This is a genomic window from Streptomyces sp. NPDC002851, assembly GCF_053591935.1.
In genome coordinates, this window is the sequence record NZ_JBSFUT010000006.1 from 21,286 (window position 1) to 38,403 (window position 17,118).

At 72.9% G+C, this 17,118-nt stretch carries 16 protein-coding genes; 7 read left to right on the forward strand and 9 right to left on the reverse strand.

What is annotated here, in order from left to right; translation table 11 throughout:
* Window positions 1-101: 101 nt before the first annotated feature.
* Entirely contained in the window at window positions 102-4,778 is a 4,677-nt protein-coding gene (locus ACWD10_RS08605; protein ID WP_451088395.1) for an ATP-dependent helicase, read from the reverse strand.
* A 426-nt stretch (window positions 4,779-5,204) separates the two neighbouring features.
* On the opposite strand from ACWD10_RS08605, the gene ACWD10_RS08610 reads away from it, so the two are divergent.
* The 3 genes from ACWD10_RS08610 to ACWD10_RS08620 are packed head-to-tail and all read left to right on the forward strand — an operon-like array spanning window position 5,205 to window position 7,236.
* Window positions 5,205-6,122, forward strand: coding sequence for an AraC family ligand binding domain-containing protein (locus ACWD10_RS08610; RefSeq protein ID WP_451088793.1), 918 nt, complete (start codon window positions 5,205-5,207; stop codon window positions 6,120-6,122).
* Window positions 6,023-6,934 (forward strand): AzlC family ABC transporter permease, encoded by a 912-nt coding sequence (locus ACWD10_RS08615; RefSeq protein ID WP_451088397.1) that lies wholly within the window; start codon window positions 6,023-6,025, stop codon window positions 6,932-6,934. The genes ACWD10_RS08610 and ACWD10_RS08615 overlap by 100 nt, the downstream gene beginning before the upstream one ends.
* A complete protein-coding gene (locus ACWD10_RS08620; protein ID WP_451088399.1) occupies window positions 6,931-7,236 on the forward strand; it encodes an AzlD domain-containing protein in 306 nt (101 codons plus the stop codon). The genes ACWD10_RS08615 and ACWD10_RS08620 overlap by 4 nt, the downstream gene beginning before the upstream one ends.
* 19 nt (window positions 7,237-7,255) lie before the next feature.
* On the opposite strand, the gene ACWD10_RS08625 is transcribed toward ACWD10_RS08620, so the two are convergent.
* Entirely contained in the window at window positions 7,256-8,260 is a 1,005-nt protein-coding gene (locus ACWD10_RS08625; protein WP_451088401.1) for a hypothetical protein, read from the reverse strand.
* A gap of 81 nt (window positions 8,261-8,341) precedes the next feature.
* Between ACWD10_RS08625 and ACWD10_RS08630 the strand changes: the two genes are divergently transcribed.
* Both ACWD10_RS08630 and ACWD10_RS08635 read left to right on the forward strand, forming a co-directional pair.
* A complete protein-coding gene (locus ACWD10_RS08630; RefSeq protein WP_451088403.1) occupies window positions 8,342-8,560 on the forward strand; it encodes a DUF3046 domain-containing protein in 219 nt (72 codons plus the stop codon).
* 222 nt (window positions 8,561-8,782) lie between these two features.
* The gene (locus ACWD10_RS08635) at window positions 8,783-9,979 is read left to right on the forward strand and encodes an AI-2E family transporter (RefSeq protein WP_451088795.1); all 1,197 of its coding nucleotides are present in this window, start codon (window positions 8,783-8,785) and stop codon (window positions 9,977-9,979) included.
* A gap of 63 nt (window positions 9,980-10,042) precedes the next feature.
* On the opposite strand, the gene ACWD10_RS08640 is transcribed toward ACWD10_RS08635, so the two are convergent.
* The 6 genes from ACWD10_RS08640 to ACWD10_RS08665 form a co-directional block, all read right to left on the reverse strand.
* Entirely contained in the window at window positions 10,043-10,297 is a 255-nt protein-coding gene (locus ACWD10_RS08640) for a DUF5957 family protein (RefSeq protein ID WP_451088405.1), read from the reverse strand.
* 51 nt (window positions 10,298-10,348) lie between these two features.
* Window positions 10,349-11,134, reverse strand: coding sequence for a cytochrome d ubiquinol oxidase subunit II (locus tag ACWD10_RS08645; RefSeq protein ID WP_451088407.1), 786 nt, complete (start codon window positions 11,132-11,134; stop codon window positions 10,349-10,351).
* 17 nt (window positions 11,135-11,151) lie between these two features.
* On the reverse strand, window positions 11,152-12,435 hold the full coding sequence (locus tag ACWD10_RS08650; RefSeq protein ID WP_451088409.1) for a cytochrome ubiquinol oxidase subunit I: 1,284 nt from the start codon (window positions 12,433-12,435) through the stop codon (window positions 11,152-11,154).
* Between the two features lie 160 nt (window positions 12,436-12,595).
* Window positions 12,596-13,261 carry a response regulator gene (locus tag ACWD10_RS08655; protein WP_451088411.1) on the reverse strand — a complete coding sequence of 222 codons (666 nt, stop codon included), beginning with the start codon at window positions 13,259-13,261 and terminating at the stop codon, window positions 12,596-12,598.
* A gap of 3 nt (window positions 13,262-13,264) precedes the next feature.
* Window positions 13,265-14,584: a sensor histidine kinase gene (locus ACWD10_RS08660; RefSeq protein WP_451088413.1), complete on the reverse strand. Its 1,320-nt coding sequence runs from the start codon at window positions 14,582-14,584 to the stop codon at window positions 13,265-13,267.
* A gap of 110 nt (window positions 14,585-14,694) precedes the next feature.
* A complete protein-coding gene (locus tag ACWD10_RS08665; RefSeq protein ID WP_451088415.1) occupies window positions 14,695-15,261 on the reverse strand; it encodes a TetR/AcrR family transcriptional regulator in 567 nt (188 codons plus the stop codon).
* A 95-nt stretch (window positions 15,262-15,356) separates the two neighbouring features.
* On the opposite strand from ACWD10_RS08665, the gene ACWD10_RS08670 reads away from it, so the two are divergent.
* Both ACWD10_RS08670 and ACWD10_RS08675 read left to right on the forward strand, forming a co-directional pair.
* Window positions 15,357-16,010 carry an FMN-dependent NADH-azoreductase gene (locus ACWD10_RS08670; protein ID WP_451088417.1) on the forward strand — a complete coding sequence of 218 codons (654 nt, stop codon included), beginning with the start codon at window positions 15,357-15,359 and terminating at the stop codon, window positions 16,008-16,010.
* A complete protein-coding gene (locus ACWD10_RS08675) occupies window positions 16,010-16,330 on the forward strand; it encodes a DMT family transporter (protein ID WP_451088419.1) in 321 nt (106 codons plus the stop codon). Before ACWD10_RS08670 ends, ACWD10_RS08675 begins: the two co-directional genes overlap by 1 nt.
* 40 nt (window positions 16,331-16,370) lie before the next feature.
* On the opposite strand, the gene ACWD10_RS08680 is transcribed toward ACWD10_RS08675, so the two are convergent.
* A complete protein-coding gene (locus tag ACWD10_RS08680; RefSeq protein WP_451088421.1) occupies window positions 16,371-17,108 on the reverse strand; it encodes a VOC family protein in 738 nt (245 codons plus the stop codon).
* Window positions 17,109-17,118 lie beyond the last annotated feature (10 nt).

The window sequence follows — 17,118 nt, forward strand, 5'->3', positions numbered from 1 at the left end:
CAGGGTGCCTTGTCCGTCTGGAGCCGAGGGGGCCTCAGGGGGTGTCTCCCTGATCCGCAAAGACCTGATCCGCAAAGATCGGAGAGACACCCTCTGGGCCGTCAGGCGCGCAGGCGTAGGCCGCGGGGTGTCGGCAGGAATCCGGCTCCTTCCAGGAGTGTGCCCAAGGGGGCGGTCAGGGCGGCCGCGCCGTTGATCCGCTCCACCGTGACCGTGCCCAAGGTGCCCGCGCGGGCGGCCGCGGCCAGGGCCTCGGCGGCGGCGTTCAGCCGGGGGTCGTCCAACGGGGCCGCGGCATCGGCGGCTTCGGGGGTGGAGGGCCAGGCGAGGAGCGTACGGCCGCCGCGCTCCATGTAGAGCGTGAGCTCGCCGTCGACCAGGACGACCAGGGAGCCCGCCTTGCGGCCCGGCTTGTGACCGGCGCCCGTCGGGGGCTCGGGCCAGGGGAGCGCGCCGCCGTACGCGTTGGCCGGGTCGGCGGCGGCGAGGACCACCGCGCGCTCGGCCGGGGCGTCCCCGCGGTCGCGGGCGTTCGCCGCCGCGCGCAGCCGGTCCACCGCGCCGTCCATCGCGAACTGGGTGGCGCCCAGGCCCTCGACGACATAGCCGCGCCGTGCCTGGCCGCTGTCCTCGAAGGCGGACAGGACGCGGTACGTCGCCGCGAAACCGCCCTCCACTCCTTCGGCGGCGACGGCGCCCCGGGTGACGACGCCGTGCCGGTCGAGGAGGGTGCGGGCCAGGGCGTGGGCGCGCACGGTGGGGTCCGGCTCGCGTTCGGGCAGCAGCGACCACCGGCCGGTGACGGTGGGCGGGCCGGTGCGGGAGACGGGCCGTCCGCCCGTTCTCGCCGCTGCCGTGAGCGAGCCGTACCGTCCGCGGGGCACGTGGCGCTTGGCGCGGTGGGCCGTGGCACCTGCGGTGCGGCCCGAGCCGAGCAGGGCGCGCATGGGGGCCAGGGTGTCGTTGGTGAGCCGACCGGACCAGGCCAGTTCCCAGAGAGCGTCGGCGAGTTGAGGGTCGGTGGCGTCCGGGTGCGTGGTGGCGCGGACCTGGTCGGTGATCTGCCGGAAGAACAGGCCGTACCCACCGGAGAGTGCCGCCATGATCGACTCCTGGAGGGCGGTGAGCTCCAGGGGGTGCGGCTCGGGCAGCAGCAGGGGGGCGCTGTCGGCGAGGTAGAGGGAGACCCAGCCGTCCTTGCCGGGCAGGGCGCCCGCCCCGGCCCAGATGACCTCGCCGGTGGTGGTGAGCTCGTCCAGGAGCGCCGGGGTGTAGCCCTGCACCCGGGAGGGCAGGACGAGCTTCTCCAGGGCGGAGGCGGGGACCGAGGCGCCCTGCAGCTGCTCGATGGCGCGCACCAGGCCGTCCATGCCGCGTAGGCCCTGCCCGCCGACGTGCTGCCACTGCGGCAGGAACCCGGCGAGCGCGGCGGGCGGGACCGGCTCCAATTCGTGCCGCAGGGCGGCCAGGGAGCGACGGCGGAGCCGCCGGAGGACGGTGGCGTCACACCACTCCTGGCCGATGCCCGCGGGGTGGAACTCGCCCTCCATGACTCGGCCGCTCGCCGCCAGACGCCGCAGGGCGCCCTCCGTGACCGCCGTGCCCAGGCCGAAGCGGGCGGCCGCGGTGGCGGACGTGAACGGGCCGTGCGTACGGGCGTACCGGGCGAGCAGGTCGCCCAGCGGGTCCTTCACGGGCTCCGTGAACGCTTCCGGTACGCCGACGGGGAGCGCGGTGCCGAGGGCGTCGCGCAGACGGCCCGCGTCCTCGACGGCCGCCCAGTGGTCGGCGCCCGCGATCCGGACGCGGATGGCGCGGCGGGCGGCGGCCAGTTCGTCGGCCCACTGCGGTTCGGCGCCGCGCTCGGCCAGTTCGGCGCCGGTGAGCGGGCCGAGCACGCGGAGCAGGTCGGCGACGCCCTCGACGTCCTTGACCCTGCGGTCGTCCGTCAGCCACTGCAGCTCGCGCTCCAGCTCGGTGAGCACGTCCGCGTCGAGCAGTTCGCGCAGCTCCGCCTGGCCCAGGAGCTCGGCCAGGAGCCGGGAGTCCAGGGAGAGCGCCGCGGCCCTCCGCTCGGCCAGGGGTGAGTCGCCCTCGTAGAGGAACTGGGCGACGTACCCGAAGAGCAGCGAGCGGGCGAACGGCGACGGCTCGGGGGTGGTCACCTCGACGAGGCGGACCCGGCGGGCGGTGATGTCGCCCATGAGCTCGGCCAGGCCCGGGACGTCGAAGACGTCCTGGAGGCACTCGCGGACCGCCTCCAGGACGATCGGGAAGGAGCCGAACTCGCTCGCCACCTCAAGGAGTTGGGCCGCGCGCTGGCGCTGCTGCCAGAGCGGGGTGCGCCGACCGGGGTTGCGGCGGGGCAGCAGCAGGGCCCGGGCGGCGCACTCGCGGAACCGGGAGGCGAACAGGGCCGAGCCGCCCACTTGGTCGGTGACGACCCGGTCGACCTCGCCCTGGTCGAAGACGACGTCGGCGGCGCCGACCGGCGCCTGCTCCGCGTCGTACTCCGTGCCCGCATGTCCTGTGTGTGCCGGATCCTGGTCGAGCAGGTCGAGGCCCATCAGGTCGGCGTCCGGGAGGCGCAGGACCAGGCCGTCGTCGGCATGCATCACCTGGGCGTCCATGCCGAACCGCTCGGTGAGCCGGGCGCCGAGGGCGAGTGCCCAGGGAGCGTGCACCTGGGCGCCGAAGGGGGAGTGCACCACGACCCGCCAGTCGCCCAGCTCGTCACGGAACCGCTCCACCACGATCGTGCGGTCGTCCGGGACATGGCCGCAGGCGGCGCGCTGCTCCTCCAGATACGCCAGGACGTTGTCCGCGGCCCACGCGTCGAGCCCCGCGGCGGCGAGCCGGTGACGGGCGTCCTCCTGGGGCAGGCCGCCGATCTCGCGCAGGAACGCGCCGAGCACGCGGCCGAGTTCGAGCGGGCGGCCCAACTGGTCGCCCTTCCAGAAGGGCAGCCGTCCGGGCACACCGGGCGCGGGGGAGACCAGGACGCGGTCGCGGGTGATGTCCTCGATCCGCCAGGAGCTGGTGCCGAGCGTGAACACGTCGCCCACGCGGGACTCGTAGACCATCTCCTCGTCCAGCTCCCCCACACGGCCGCCGCCCTTCTTCGGGTCGGCGCCCGCGAGGAACACCCCGAACAGGCCGCGGTCGGGAATGGTGCCGCCCGATGTGACGGCCAGACGCTGCGCCCCGGGGCGGCCCGTGACCGTACCGGCCACGCGGTCCCACACCACGCGCGGGCGCAGCTCCGCGAAGGCGTCCGAGGGGTAGCGGCCCGCGAGCATGTCGAGGACGGCTGTGAACGCCGACTCGGGCAGCGAGGCGAAGGGCGCGGCACGGCGGACCATCGCGAGCAGGTCGTCCACCTGCCAGGTGTCCAACGCGGTCATGGCGACGAGCTGTTGGGCAAGCACGTCCAAGGGGTTGGCGGGCACCTTCAGGGACTCGATGGCGCCGGAGCGCATCCGCTCGGTGACGACCGCGGACTGCACCAGGTCGCCCCGGTACTTGGGGAACACCACGCCCGTGGAGACCGCGCCGACCTGGTGCCCGGCACGGCCCACGCGCTGCAGCCCGGAGGCCACCGACGGCGGCGACTCGACCTGCACGACCAGGTCCACGGCGCCCATGTCGATGCCCAGCTCCAGGCTGGAGGTGGCGACCACCGCAGGCAGGCGGCCCGCCTTCAAGTCCTCCTCCACGAGGGCGCGCTGCTCCTTGGAGACCGAGCCGTGGTGCGCGCGGGCGAGCACCGGCGGGGCGCCCTTGGCGGCGCCGGACTCGGCCATCAGCTCGGCCGGGGAGTGGTGCTCGGGCAGCGGCTCGCCGGTCGCGCGCTCGTACGCGATCTCATTCAGGCGGTTGCACAAGCGCTCCGCGAGGCGGCGGGAGTTGGCGAAGACGATCGTGGAGCGATGCGCCTGGACCAGGTCCGCGATCTTCTCCTCCACGTGCGGCCAGATGGAGGGGCGGTCCGCACCGGCACCATCTCCGCTCGCGTCCGCGACCGGGGAGCCGCCCAGCTCGCCCAGGTCCTCGACCGGCACCACTACAGAAAGGTCGAACTCCTTGCCGGAGTGCGGTTGGACGATCTCGACGCGGCGCTGCGGGGAGAGGAACCGGGCCACCTCGTCCACCGGGCGGACCGTCGCGGACAGGCCGATCCGGCGGGCGGGCCGGGGCAGCAGCTCGTCCAACCGCTCCAGGGAGAGCGCCAGATGGGCCCCGCGCTTGGTGCCCGCGACCGCGTGCACCTCGTCCAGAATCACCGTCTCGACGCCGGTCAGCGCCTCGCGCGTGCTGGAGGTGAGCATCAGGAACAGCGACTCGGGGGTGGTGATCAGGATGTCCGGGGGCCGGGTGGCCAGGGAGCGGCGCTCGGCGGCCGGGGTGTCACCGGAGCGGATGCCGACCCGCACCTCGGGCTCGGGCAGGCCGCGGCGCACGGCCTCCTGCCGGATGCCGGTGAGCGGGGAGCGCAGGTTCCGCTCCACGTCCACCGCGAGGGCCTTCAGGGGCGAGACGTACAGGACCCGGCAGCGCTTCTTCGGGTCGGCGGGCGGCGGGGTGCGGGTGAGGCCGTCGAGCGCGGAGAGGAAGGCGGCCAGGGTCTTGCCCGAGCCGGTCGGGGCCACGACAAGGACGTCCGACTCCGCCTCGATGGCCCGCCAGGCGCCCTCCTGGGCGGCCGTGGGCGCGGAGAAGGCACCCGTGAACCAGCTGCGGGTCGCGGGTGAGAACGAGTCGAGCGCTGTCCCTGCCATGTCCCCCATCGTGCACCGCCCCACTGACAATCGGCTGGACCTGCGTAAACGCCGCCTTGGACGGGGCCGGTCGGATGCGGGGACTGCTGCGGCGGGGGCGCGGTGACGTCCGCGGCGGCGGCAGCTCGGCCGTGGTGACTGCGAGAAGGTGACTGCGAGAATGCGGGCATGGCCGAGGGAACGGGTATGGCCGACGACATACGGGGCGCTGCCGACGACGTGCGGGGCGGTGATGGGACGGCGGGGGCCGGGGTCGTGCGGGGCGGTGACGAGAAGGCGGGGGCCAGGGCCGGGGACGTGCGCGGCGGCGTGCGGAAGGCGGGGCGCCGGGGGCCGGGGGCCAGGCGTGCCGACGTACGAGAGAGCGCGGAGGAGACACCGGGCGGGCCCGGCCGGGAGTGGGCGCGGTACTGGCAGCACGAGCAGCTGCCCGGCATCGACCTGCTGCGCGCCCGCTACGTCCGGCACTCCTTCGCCCGGCACAGCCATGAGGGCTATGTGCTGGGGGCGGTCTCCGGTGGCGTCGAGGACGTCCAGATGCCTGGCGGCACCGTGCACGCCGTGCCCGGCACCGTCGTCATGATCAACCCCGAGGTGCCGCACTCCGCGCACGCGGGGACCCCGGAGGGCTGGGTGTACGCCACGCTCTACCCCTCCGCGCGGGTCGTCGCCGACATCGCCGCCGAGACCACGGCCATCCGCGGCACCGTCGGCTTCACCGAGGTCGACGTGCCCGACCCGCAGGGCGCCCGGCTCATCCGCGAGGTGCACCGGGCCGCCGAGGAGGGCAACGCGCTCGCCGCCGACAGCGTCCTGCGGATCCTCGTGGCCCGGCTGCTGCGCCGCTACGGAGGGCCGCTGCCCGCCCGCACGCCGGGCTCCGCCGGGGTGCGCAAGGCCGAGCTGGCCCGCGAGCTGCTCGAGGAACGCCTGGCCGAGCCGCCGACCCTGGAGGAACTCGCCGCCGAACTCGGCACCAGCCCGTTCGCGCTGCTGCGCGCCTTCAAGCGGCAGTACGGCCTGCCGCCGCACGCGTGGCTCACCAACGCGCGCGTGCGCAAGGCCCGCGCCCTGCTCGACGCCGGGACGACGCCCGCCGCGGCGGCCGTCGCCGTCGGCTTCACCGATCAGCCGCATCTGAACCGGCACTTCACCCGCATCGTCGGGGTGCCGCCCGGCGCCTACCAGCGGGAGCGCAAGAACGTACAAGACCGGGTTCCGGAGCTCCGCCTACCGTCTCCGACGTGGCAGAACAGACAGCATCCGCAGCTATATGTCCCGGAGACGACCTTGATGGTTCCGTCGCCGAAAACGGAAACGGGAACGGAACCGGGAGCCGAGTAGGACAGGACACCGGGCTACCGGGCCCCGACGGGCAGGAAGCGGCCAAGCCGGACCGGGCCGTCGTACGCGACTCGCTCGGCGTCGGCCTCGCCGTCGGGCTCTCCGGGTTCGCGTTCGGTGTGACCTCGGTCGGCAACGGCCTGACGCTGCTGCAGACCTGTGCGCTCAGCCTCCTGGTGTTCACCGGCGCCTCGCAGTTCGCGCTGGTCGGGGCGCTCGCGGGCGGCGGCAACCCGGTGACCGCAGCCGCGGGCGCCTTCTTCCTCGGCGTGCGCAACGCGTTCTACGGTCTGCAGCTGTCCCAGCTGCTCCAACTGCCGTGCGCGGTGCGGCCGTTCGCCGCCCACTGGGTCATCGACGAGACCACGGCCGTGACGCTCGCCCAGCCCTCCCGGCGGGCCCGGCGCCTCGGCTTCGCGGTCACCGGCCTCACCTTGTACGTGCTGTGGAACCTGACCACCCTGATCGGAGCGGTCGGCGCCGAGGCCATCGGTGACACGGACGCCTGGGGGCTCGACGCCGCCGGGCCCGCGACCTTCCTCGCGCTGCTCGCGCCGATGCTGCGCACGGCGACCGAGCGGGCCGTCGCGGTGCTCGCGATCCTGCTCGGCCTCGGGCTCCTGCCCGTACTGCCCGCGGGCGTGCCGGTCCTGGTGGCGGCCCTCGCCGCGCCCCTGGTGCTCTACGTGGAGGGCCGACGGACCGGCGTACGGGACAAACACCACGCGCCACACGGCGAAGCGCACACCCCACACGAGGACGCCCAAGCGCTCCAGGACGAAAACCACGCACCACAGAAGGACGACCGTTGAACATCTGGATCGCCATCGCCCTGACCGTCGTCGGCTGCTACGCAGTGAAGCTGATCGGCCTTCTGGTCCCCGCCGGTGTCCTGGAGCGTCCTCTCGTGCAGCGGCTCGCCGCCCTGCTCCCCGTGGCGCTGCTCGCCGCGCTCACCGCCCAGCAGACGTTCGCCGAGGGCACCGAGCTCGTTCTGGACGCCAAAGGTGCGGGGCTGGTGGCCGCCGGGATCGCGTTCCTGCTGCGGGCGCCCTTCCTGGTGATCATCGCGGCCGCCGTCCTCGTCACGGCGGGCATACGGGCCCTCGGCTGACCGCGACGCCGGGCACCGGTCAGTCGCGGTCGGAGGGCGGGCGCGGGGCCGGGGGCCGGGTGGGACGGTCCAGGCTGCGACCGTAAGCGCGCAGGGTGCGCAGCGCCTCGACGGTGACGACCGGCCGCCGCTCCAGAGCGGTGCCCGGCGCCCACTGGCGCCCGCGGACCGGCCAGCCACCGTCCTCGGCCTGCTCGCCCTCCAGGCGGTCGAGGGAGCGGGCCATCTCCTCGTCCGTGAACCAGGAACGGGCCAACGACTCCGGCACGCGCGCGTAGTCGTGCGGAAAGTACGGCTCGCCCGGGGCGGTCTCAAAGGCGACGGAAAACTCCCCGAGCCGCCCCGGGGCGAGCACCGCCAGGCGCTGCTCCCTGACCAGGCGGCCGAGCCGGTCGGCCGCCGCCCGCGCGCGTGCCCGGTCCGGGGCGCCGTCCAAGAAGGCGACGGCCGCCCGTACCTCGCGCGGGTGCGGCTTTTCCAGGGATTCGACCGTCGCCCAGCAGTAGTCCGTGGCGCGGAACAGCCACGCGTGCCAGACCTCGTTGCGGTGCAGCAGGCCCACCACCGGCCCGGTGGCGATCAGGTCGCTCGGCGGGTCGTCCACGATCGCGACGCCGGGCGCCATGGGGTAGCCGCGCTGGGCGGGATGGACCGCGGGCAGCGCGCCGTCCGGGGTCGACACCGCGGACAGGTAGCGGCACACCCGCTCCACCCGGCGGCCCGCGCAGCGCCCGATCGCGTCCAGGACGCGCAGCGCGTGCGCCGTGTGCAGCGGCTGGCTCACGGGGCCGCGCAGATCGGGCTCGAGCCCGTGTCCGTAGCCCTCGTCCTCGGTGCGGTACGCGTCCAGGGCGGTCTCGACCGCGTCGGCGGAGCCGCTGAGGAAGTGGTGGGCGAACCTGCGCTGCTCGAGCACGCGCGCGGTGAGCCACATGAAGTGCTCGGCGCGGGCGAGCCTGGAGAGCGGGGGAAGCGGGGCGCCGACGGGTCCTGCGGGCGCTCCTGATGCTCGGGATTCGGCCATGCACCGAACCGTAGGGCGGCGGGTTTCTCCCCGGCAGCCACTCCGGCCCGGGCCCACCCTCAGGGGCTGGATACTGGAGTCATGCGGTTGACGGTCTTCTGGGAGCGGATGGCGGAGCAGTTCGGCGCGGGATACGCCGACTCCTTCGCGCGCGATCACGTGATGTCGGAGCTCGGCGGGCGCACGGTGCACGAGGCACTCGATGCCGGCTGGGAGACCAGGGACGTCTGGCGCGCCGTGTGCAGCGCGATGGGCATCCCGGAGACGGAGCAGGGCACGATCCCGTCCGACCGCAGGTGAGGAACGCCACCTGAGGGTGCGCGGGCGGCGCGTGCCTGCGGCTCTGCCGGGACCCGGGCGGCGTACGGCGGGCACGTGTGCCCGATTGTCGGTTGCGTACGCGAGACTGGCTCCGTGGCACCCAGTGAAGACACGCTCCAGGACGCGGTACCGCCGCCGAAGATGCCTGCCGAGACGCCCGAGAGGGCTGAGCGGCCGACTCCGGACTGGCGGGACGGCCGTATGCCCCGGTGGCTGCCGAAGGCGATGATTCTCGCCCTCGGTCTGATCGCCTGCTTTCAACTCGGCAGCTGGGCCTTCCACCAGCTCACCGGGCTGCTGATCAACATCCTGATCGCGTTCTTCCTGGCGCTCGCCGTGGAGCCCGCGGTGAGCCGCATGGCGCAGCGCGGGATGCGCCGCGGCTTCGCCACCGCGCTGGTCTTCCTGGGCGTGATCATCGCGGGGGCCGGGTTCGTCGCGATGCTGGGCTCGATGCTCGCGGGCCAGATCGTGGACATGGTCGAGGACTTCCCGGAGTACCTCGACTCGGTCATCAGCTGGATGAACACGACCTTCCACACCTCGCTGTCCCGGGTCGAACTACAGGACAGCCTGGTGCACTCGGACTGGCTACAGAAGTACGTCCAGAACAGCGCCAGCGGCGTCCTGGACGTCTCCGCGCAGGTGCTCGGCGGGCTCTTCCAGATCCTGACGGTGCTGCTGTTCTCGTTCTACTTCGCGGCCGACGGGCCGCGCCTGCGCCGCGCACTGTGCTCCGTACTGCCGCCCGCCAAGCAGGCCGAGGTGCTGCGGGCCTGGGAGATCGCGGTCGACAAGACCGGCGGCTACCTCTACTCGCGCGGCCTTATGGCGCTGATCTCCGGCATCGCGCACTACATCCTGCTCCAGTCCCTCGGGGTGGCCTACGCGCCCGCGCTCGCGGTGTGGGTCGGCCTGGTCTCGCAGTTCCTGCCCACCATCGGTACGTATCTGGCGGGCGCGCTGCCGATGCTGATCGCCTTCACGGAGGACCCCTGGTACGCGCTGTGGGTGCTCGCGTTCGTCGTGGTCTACCAGCAGTTCGAGAACTACATGCTGCAGCCCAAGCTCACCGCGAAGACCGTGGACATCCATCCGGCGGTGGCGTTCGGGTCCGTCATAGCCGGTACGGCGCTGCTCGGCGCGGTCGGCGCGCTGATCGCGATTCCCGCGGTGGCCACGCTCCAGGCGTTCCTCGGTGCCTATGTGAAGCGGTACGACGTGACGGACGACCCGCGCGTGCTCGGCCACCGGGGCCGGGGCGGACCGCCGCTCGCCCGGCTGCAGCGGGTGCTGCGCACGACGAGCCGGAACACGGAGCCGAAGGACGACCCGGCCCCCTCCGCGGACCTGCCGCCGGACGAGCCGGTCCCGTCGGAAGCGCCCGCCCGGCCCTGAAAGAGGCGGGCCGCCGTCTCTCCCGTAAGGGCGCCGTCGGGACCGACCGTCTCTCCCGAAGGGTCATCGGGCGTCTCCATAGGGGTTGTTCGGGTCGTACGGGCGGGAGGCCGGGCCACGCGCGCGTGCGGACCGGGCGACGAACAGCGGCACGGCCACCGCGCCCGCGAGCGCGAGGTAGAGCGGCATGAGCTTGAGGACGAACGGCATGTCCGCGCCGAAGGCGGCATGCGCGGTGACCCCGATGGCCACCGCGACCAGCTCACCGGCGACAAAGCCGCCGACGAGACCACCGAGCACGGCGAGTGCGTACTTCATGAGAACTCCTGGGACCGGATACGGGCTGGTGACAGCGGTACGAGTGGTGGCTCAGAGGTACGAGGGGCGTGTGACCCGGTGCCGGAAGGTGCGCCACGTCCACGCCTGCACGGCGACCAGGAGTGGCGTGACGACGAGCAGCGCGGGCACCAGAAAGGCGAGCGTCGCGCCGTCCGCGGCCGAGCCGCGCAGCGGCAGCCCGGCGCCCGCGAGCAGCGGGAGCGCGGCCATCAGGACGGCGGTCAGGGCGAAGGACTGCCAGGGCCCGCCGGAGCGGCCCACAAGGACCCGCGCGCGTGCGTACGGATCCCCGGTCAGGCGCAGCGCCGCGAAGCCCAACCCGTGCGCCGCGAACAGGGCGGCGACGGCCAGTGCGGTGAGCACCGCGCCCGGGCCCGTGGCCACCTCGCCCGGCGTGCCACCGAACAGCGCGGCGAGCAGCCAGCCCCAGGCGAGCGCGAGCGTCCAACTGCCGCACAGCACCGCCCCGTCGCACAGCGCGCGCCAGCGCCGCCCACCGGCCCGGCCGCGCAGCCACAGACCCGCGTCGCGCACCACCCAGCCCGCAAGCAGCGGCACGACCACCACGAACTGGCCGCTCAGAAGCTCCCCTTCAAGATCCGGGAAGCAGCCGATGAGCAGCCCCGCCACAGCGATGAGCCACACCTCGTTGCCGAGGAAGAACGGCGCGAACGACGCGATCACCAGGCGGCGCTCGGCGTCGCCGCGCCCCAGGTACGGGGCGAGCATGCCGGTGCCGATGTCGGCGCCCGCGAGCACGAAGTAGCCGACCGCGAAGAACGCGAGCAGGGCGACGGCAAGGGTTGCGGTGTCCATCGGAAAACGGCGCTCCTTCAGTAGCTCGGGGCGGGCAGCGAGGCGGCCGGATCCGCACCGTCGGCGCGCTCGTTGCTCCCGAGCGCGGTCCCGGCCGGTCCCACGCGCGCGTGCCGCATGAGAAGCCAGCCATTGACGGCCGTGAGCAGGGCGAACAGGACGGTGAAGGTGATCAGGGAGGCGCGCATCGCGCCCGGGGAGAGCCCGGAGACCGCGTCCTCGGTCTTCAACAGGCCGTACACCACCCAGGGTTGACGGCCCGCCTCGCGGAACACCCAGCCGCTGATCATCGCCACGTACGGCAGCGGCACCGCGGCCATGAGCACCAGGTGCCAGAGCCGGAAGCGGTACACCGCCCTCCGGGAGCAGGCGAGCGCGGCACCGGCCAGGCAGAGGTACATCATCAGGGCGAAGGCGAGCAGCATCACCGTCCCGGCGCCGCGCGTCCACGCCTCGGACGGCACGTAGTCGCCCGGCCCGAAGCGGGCCACCATCTCGGCCTGCAGCCGGGCGACGTCGGCCGACTTCCCGCTGAACACCGCCTCCTTCATGGGCTGTAGCGCGGCCAGCTGCACCCCGCCGAAGGCCGCCGTGACGAACAGCGCGGGCAGCGAGACGTACACCCCGGTGCGCAGGCCGCGCCGGAAGAACTCCCACTCGGGCGTGCGCCGGAACAGGTGGTACGCGCTGACCCCCGCCATGAAGAAACCGGCCGTCAGGAGCGCTCCGGCCGCCACGTGCCCGAAGGCGAGCAGCGCGCTCGGGTTGGTGAACACGGCCGTGGTGTCGTCGAGGACGAGCCTGCCGTCCTCGCCGCCCGTCGAGCGGTGCCCCACCGGGTGGTTGAGGAAGCCGTTGGCGACCAGGATCCAGTACGCGGAGGCGTACGCGGTGAGGGTGACGACCCAGATCAGGGCCAGGTGGACCCACCGGTTGAACCGGTGGAAGCCGAAGATCCACAGGCCGAGGAAAGTCGACTCAACAAAGAAGGCGACGACGGTCTCCAGGGCCATGGAGGCGCCGAAGACATCACCGGCGTAGTGCGTGAGCCCGCTCCAGCTCAGTCCGAACTGGAACTCCATCACGATGCCCGTGACGATGCCGACCGCGTAGTTGATGACGTACAGCTGGCCCCAGAACCGCACCATGCGCGCGTGCAGCGGGCTGCCGCTCAGCGTCGCCCGGGTCTGCAGGCACGCCAGGAGCGTCGCCAGGCCCAGGGTGAGGGCGACGAACAGGAAGTGTCCGCCCGCCGTGAGGGCGAACTGCAGCCGCGCGAGGTCGAGGGTCTGGGGAGTCACGCCGTCAGCGTCGGCGTACGGCTGTGCTGGGTGCGTCGGCCGCCGGTGGACAGTGGGCGTACCCCGTCAGTTGTGGGTGCCCACGCGCGCGTACCGCGAAAGTTGCGTCCACGCGCGCGTGGCGCCGGTGTGGACCTGCCCTGACGGACTCCGGAGAGACTTAGGCGAGCCAGCCCGGCGTGATCATCCCGGACTCGTACGCGAGGATCACGAGCTGGGCGCGGTCGCGTACCGCCAGCTTGGTCATGATGCGGCTCACGTGGGTCTTCGCGGTGGCGGGCGAGAGGACCAGGCGCTGGGCGATCTCGTCGTTGGAGAGCCCGGCGCCGACCAGGCCCATGACCTCCCGCTCCCGCTCCGTGAGCGCGTTGAGCCGGGGGCTGGGGTCGGGCTGCTTGGTACGGCCCGCGAACTCGGCGATCAGACGGCGGGTGACGGCCGGGGCGATCAGGGCGTCTCCGCGCGCCACCACCCGTACGCCGTGCAGCAGTTCCATCGGCTCGGTGTCCTTGACCAGGAAACCGGAGGCTCCGGCGCGCAGTGCCCCGTACACGTAGTCGTCCACGTCGAAGGTGGTGAGGATGACCACGCGGACCCCCTCAAGAGAAGGGGCGGCGGTGATCCGGCGGGTCGCCTCCAGGCCGTCGATCCCGGGCATGCGGATGTCCATCAGGACCACGTCCGGGCGGAGTTCGTGCGCGAGGGCAAGGGCCTGCTCGCCTTCCGCGGCCTCGCCCACCACCTCGATGTCGTCCTCGTCGTCGAGCATCGAGCGGAATCCGGCCCGTACGAGGGTCTGGTCGTCGGCGAGCACGACGCGGATCATCGGTCACCTGCCAGGGCGGTCATCTCGGCGCTCTCCTCGGTTTTCGGAGGTGTTCGTTCGGAGGTGTACAGAGGTCTTCGGCGGTCGCGGGCGATCTTGGGCGGTTGGGCGGTCATCGGGCGGCGCTTCCAACGGCAGTCGCGCGCTGACCCGGAAGCCCTTCTCGGTGTTGTCGGCGGTCAGTTCACCGCCCAGGGCGCAGGCGCGCTCGGTCATGCCGCGGATGCCGCTGCCGTGCGCCCCGGCGTCGGGCGAGCCCCGGCCGTCGTCCTCGATCCGGACCCGGACGTCGTCGTCGGTGTAGTCGACGGTGACGACGGCGCCGTACGCGTGCGCGTGCCGGGCCACATTGGTGAGCGACTCCTGCACGATCCGGTACGCGGCCAGGTCGACCGGCGGCGGCAGCGGGCGCGGGGTGCCCGTCGTCCGGGTGCGCACGTCAAGGCCCGCGCTCCGGGCCCGTTCGACCAGCTCGGGCAGGCGTGCCAGGCCCCCGGCGGGCGCGGTCGGCGCGGACTCGTCGGCCCGGCGCAGCACGCCGAGCGTGGCCCGCAGCTCGCCCAGGGCGTCCTTGCTGGTCGACTTGACCGCCTTCAGGGCCTCTTCGGCGGTGGCGAGCCCGGCCGCGGGACTGTCCGGGCTCCGCTTCTTGCCGAGCCGGTGCAGGGCGGCGCTGGACTGCACATTGATCAGCGAGAGGCTGTGGCCGAGGACGTCGTGCACCTCGCGGGCGATCCGCAGCCGTTCTTCTGTAGCGCTCTGTTGGGCCCGTGCCTCCTGCTCGCGCTCCGCGGCGAGCGCCCGTTGCCGCACCTCTTCCAGGTACGCGGCGCGGGTGCGTTGCGCACGGGCGAGCACGAGCAGGCTGAGCAGCCAGCCCGCCAGCATCATGATCGACATGTCGTCGACCTTGCGTCGGCCCGGCTCCTGCAGGACCTCGCCGTAGACGACGAGCAGTACGGCGACGATGCCCAGGGCAACGGCCGCGGTGAACCGGCCCGCGGCCGCCGCGGAGTAGAGGGCGATCACGAAGGTGAGGGTGAGCGGCCCGTCGTACGCGCTGATCGGGTAGTACACGGCACAGGCGAGCAGCGTCACGACGGTGACGGTGACCGGGAACCTGCGGCGGAAGTAGACGGCGGCACAGGCGAGGCCGACCAGCGCCCAGCCGACGGCCGACTGCCCGAGGGTCTCGGACGTGCCCCGCATCCCCCATACGGTGCCGGCCAGGACGGCCACCGTGACGGCGAGCGTCACGGCGAGGTCCTTGGCGCGCTCGGACAGCGCGGGGCCGCGCGGTGCCGGGGGCGGGGGGAGGGCCATGTCCCGAAGGATAAGCGCGGGCGTGGGCGGCCGGAGGCTCGTGCCCCGGCCCTTGGGGCTCATGTCCGGCCCGCCCTTTAGGGGGTCACGTCCTGCTCGGCCCTCGGGGCTCACTTACTGGGTGTCAGCACACTCTGCGCGAGGCGTGTCAACGCCGCCTTGATGTCCGCGGGGTCCATGCCCCGCTGCCGCTGGTGCGCGAACACCTCGGGGGCCAGCGGCGCGAGGAGTACGTCACACAGGGGCTCGGGTCCGGGCACGCGCGCGTCGCGCAGCAGCGCGAGCACGTGCAGCCGCCAGAAGCCGTACGCCCCCGTGGTGTAGCGCGCGGGGCCGGTCTCGGTGGCGAGGGCCAGGTCGATGTGCTGGTCGAGCAGGTCGGTCATCGCCGCGTAGAAGGCGGCGAGCCGTTCGGCCGGTGGCGCACCGGGCCCCAGCGGCGGCGGGCCCTGCATCAACTGCTCCTGTAGCGCGCGCTCGTGCTCGTCGAGCAGGGCGGTGGCGATGGACGCCGTGTCGGGATAGCGGCGGTAGAGCGTGCCCCGCCCGACCCCGGCCGCGCGGGCGATGTCCTCCATCGTCACCGTGCGCGGGTCCTTCTCGGCGAACAGGTGCCGGGCGGCGTCGAGGACCTTGGCCCGGTTCCTCGCGGCGTCCGCCCGCTCCGACTTCGTCATGTGACCACCGTACGGAATAAGTGGACAGCGCGTCCAGTTGTGTGTCACCGTCCAACCGGACACGGTGTCCGGTTAATTCTCGGGAGGGGATCCGCATGCCCGCACTGCTCCACCTCGACGCGAGCGCTCGGCACACCTCGTTCAGCCGCGAGCTCGGCAACACCTTCGCGACGGCCTGGTGCGCGGCGCACCCGGACGGCACCTACGTGCACCGGGACCTCGCGGCCGACCCGGTGCCGCATATCGGTGCGGCGTGGACCGAACTGTGCGACTACGTGCTCGAGCACCGGATCACCGACATCGACCGCTACAAGGAATCCGTGCGTACCCCGGCGCAGGCGGAGGCGTGGGCGGTGGTCGAGCCGCTGCTCGCCGAACTGGTCGCGGCCGACGTCGTGCTCATCTCGGCGCCGATGTACAACTTCTCGATCCCGTCGGCCCTGAAGGCGTGGATCGACCAGGTGACCTTCCCTCGAATGTCGCTGGCCGGGCGGAAGTTCGTCGTCGCCGGAGCCAGGGGCGGCGCGTACGGGCCGGGGATGCCGCGCGAGCCGTACGACCATCACGAGCGCTATCTGCGCCACTTCTTCGCCGGTCACTACGGCGTCGAGGGTGACGACGCGGTCTTCCTCAACACCGAGTTGGTCAACTCGCTCCTCGACCCGGCGCTCGCCGAACGCCGGGCGCAGCACGAAGAGTCCCGCGCCGCGGCCCTGGCGGCGGCCCGTTCTCTGGGAGGTGAACTCTGATGACCTGGGCCGTGCTGATCGCCGCGGGCCTGGTGGAAGTGGCCTGGTCGCAGAGCATCAAGCCCACCGAAGGGTTCACCCGGCCGCTGCCGACGCTCATCTCCCTGGCTCTGATGACGGGCGCGGTCTACCTGCTGTCGAAGTCCATGGAGAGCCTGCCCGTGGGCACGGCGTACGCGGTCTTCACCGGGATCGGCGCCGTCGGCGCGATCGCCCTCGGGATCGTGGTGCACAAGGACCCCGTGTCCGTCGGCCGGATCGCCGCGGTCGCGCTCATCGTCGGCGGCGTCCTGCTGGCTCGCACCACGGAGTCGGAGTGATGAGAGCGGCCCGCATCAGAAGTGATGAGAGCGGCCCGCATCAGAGCGGGGTGAGGACGCAGAACTCGTTGCCCTCCGGGTCGGCGAGGACCGTCCACGACACGTCGCCCTGACCGACGTCGATGTCGGTGGCGCCGAGAGCCCGCAGCCGGGCCACCTCCGCCGCTTGATCGTCACCGGGATACGGCCGGAGGTCGAGATGGATGCGGTTCCACACGGTCTTCGCGTCGGGCGTGCGGAGGAACTCGAGATACGGGCCGACACCCTTGGCGGAGCGCAGCACCGCATGATCGTCGGTCACCTCGTGCAGGGCCCAGTCCATCGCCCCGCCCCAGAACCGGGCCATGGCCCGCGGATCCGCGCAGTCGACGACCACCGCGGCCATCGGCCCGGTGTCCCGGTAGATCGATCGAGGCTCCAACACGCAGAACTCGTTGCCCTCCGGGTCGGCGAGGACCGTCCACGGGACGTCGCCCTGGCCCACGTCGCCGGGCGTCGCGCCGAGATCCTTGAGGCGCGCGACCAGGTCCGCCTGATGAGCCGCAGAGGTGGTGGCGAGGTCGATGTGCACGCGGTTCTTCACCGTCTTGGGTTCCGGGACCGCAAGGACGTCGACGCAGACGGCGCTGGAGTCGGGATAGGTGAAGCCCTCGGGTTCGACGTTGGTCTCGTCGGGTCCGTCGCCGGTGACGTTCCAGCAGAGTGCCGCCGCCCAGAACCGGCCGAGCGCGGAATTGTCCCGAGCCTTCATCGAAATCTGAACAAGCCGCGTCGCCATGCCGCCGATC

Bases quoted from the DNA above. Each gene is read 5' to 3' on its own strand.
- ACWD10_RS08605 (WP_451088395.1), bottom strand. From the start codon at position 4,778: ATGGCAGGGACAGCGCTCGACTCGTTCTCACCCGCGACCCGCAGCTGG.
- ACWD10_RS08625 (WP_451088401.1), bottom strand. From the start codon at position 8,260: ATGGCCGAATCCCGAGCATCAGGAGCGCCCGCAGGACCCGTCGGCGCC.
- ACWD10_RS08630 (WP_451088403.1), top strand. From the start codon at position 8,342: ATGCGGTTGACGGTCTTCTGGGAGCGGATGGCGGAGCAGTTCGGCGCG.
- ACWD10_RS08635 (WP_451088795.1), top strand. From the start codon at position 8,783: ATGCCCCGGTGGCTGCCGAAGGCGATGATTCTCGCCCTCGGTCTGATC.
- ACWD10_RS08640 (WP_451088405.1), bottom strand. From the start codon at position 10,297: ATGAAGTACGCACTCGCCGTGCTCGGTGGTCTCGTCGGCGGCTTTGTC.
- ACWD10_RS08645 (WP_451088407.1), bottom strand. From the start codon at position 11,134: ATGGACACCGCAACCCTTGCCGTCGCCCTGCTCGCGTTCTTCGCGGTC.
- ACWD10_RS08655 (WP_451088411.1), bottom strand. From the start codon at position 13,261: ATGATCCGCGTCGTGCTCGCCGACGACCAGACCCTCGTACGGGCCGGA.
- ACWD10_RS08660 (WP_451088413.1), bottom strand. From the start codon at position 14,584: ATGGCCCTCCCCCCGCCCCCGGCACCGCGCGGCCCCGCGCTGTCCGAG.
- ACWD10_RS08665 (WP_451088415.1), bottom strand. From the start codon at position 15,261: ATGACGAAGTCGGAGCGGGCGGACGCCGCGAGGAACCGGGCCAAGGTC.
- ACWD10_RS08670 (WP_451088417.1), top strand. From the start codon at position 15,357: ATGCCCGCACTGCTCCACCTCGACGCGAGCGCTCGGCACACCTCGTTC.
- ACWD10_RS08675 (WP_451088419.1), top strand. From the start codon at position 16,010: ATGACCTGGGCCGTGCTGATCGCCGCGGGCCTGGTGGAAGTGGCCTGG.
- ACWD10_RS08680 (WP_451088421.1), bottom strand. From the start codon at position 17,108: ATGGCGACGCGGCTTGTTCAGATTTCGATGAAGGCTCGGGACAATTCC.